This window comes from Arthrobacter sp. LAPM80 (assembly GCF_046736435.1).
In the GTDB taxonomy this organism is placed as follows: Bacteria; Actinomycetota; Actinomycetes; order Actinomycetales; family Micrococcaceae; genus Specibacter.
The window spans coordinates 1-413 of sequence record NZ_JBCHVD010000074.1 but is presented as its reverse complement, the minus strand read 5'-3'; the positions used below and the strand labels follow the sequence as shown (position 1 = coordinate 413).

General features: G+C 59.1%; 1 pseudogene. It reads right to left on the bottom strand.

The window, feature by feature from the left end:
* Positions 1-413, bottom strand: a pseudogene (locus AAGW05_RS18585) (pyruvate dehydrogenase (acetyl-transferring), homodimeric type); the annotation flags it as partial.

Genomic DNA, 413 nt, shown 5'->3' with positions numbered 1-413 from the left:
CCGCCGGGATGGTCCTTGCCACGGAAGAAGTGGTTGAAACCCACCTCGTACAACGTTGCAGCACCGGCATAGGTGGAGATATGACCACCCACACCCACCTCCGGACGCTGTGCACGGTGGACCATGATCGCAGCATTCCAGCGCATCCACGCACGGTACTTACGCTCGATTTCCTCATTGCCGGGGAACTCCGGTTCCTGATCGGCCGGAATCGTGTTCACATAGTCGGTGGTCGTGACCATGGGCACGCCAACGCTCTGCGCACCAGCCCGCTGAAGCAGGCTTCGCATGATGAACTGGGCACGCTCAGTGCCACGTTCCTGAAGCAACGAATCCAAGGACTCAAGCCATTCGGCAGTCTCTTCGGGATCGCGATCAGGCAGCTGGTTTGTCAACCCGCTAAGGATATGGGA